Genomic DNA, 508 nt, shown 5'->3' on the forward strand with positions numbered 1-508 from the left:
ATCCAGACGGCCTGGCTGTGGCGGCGCCATCAACCGCGATCGGCGCTCACCTTGTGGTTCGAGAACCGGGTCAAACACAACGGCGGCCGTCTGAAGAAGGCGACGATTGTTGCGCTCGCCCGCAAGCTGCTCGTCGCGCTGTGGAAATACGTCAGCGCCGGCGTCGTCATCGAGGGCGCGGTCATGAAGACCGCCTGATGCGTTAGCCGAACTGAATTCTGCAAATCTTCCAGGACCCGATCCTGGTGGATCCAGGTGGGACGAACCGAGAATATGCATGGCCCCTGAAATGGCCGTAACCCAGAATGGTCTCGTCCTCCTGAGCCCTTGTCCGCCGCAAGCGGGATGTTGGTGCCGCTGTCCCAAACAGCGACCGTATATAAGTTGGATCTGGCTTGGCAACGAGCCGCGTCTTGCAATCGGGCTCAGACCGTGGATGCCGCAACAACCAACGGAAAGCAAAAATGTCACCCTGACGACAGTTCCGTATTGACGCTCCTCATATAAG

At 58.9% G+C, this 508-nt stretch carries 1 pseudogene; it reads left to right on the forward strand.

Annotated features, from left to right (window positions below):
* Positions 1-198 (forward strand): annotated as a pseudogene (locus G6N73_RS36265) (IS110 family transposase); the annotation flags it as partial.
* Between the last annotated feature and the right edge of the window lie 310 nt (positions 199-508).

Origin of the sequence: Allomesorhizobium camelthorni (assembly GCF_011045125.1) — a bacterium.
Taxonomy (GTDB): domain Bacteria; phylum Pseudomonadota; class Alphaproteobacteria; order Rhizobiales; family Rhizobiaceae; genus Allomesorhizobium; species Allomesorhizobium camelthorni.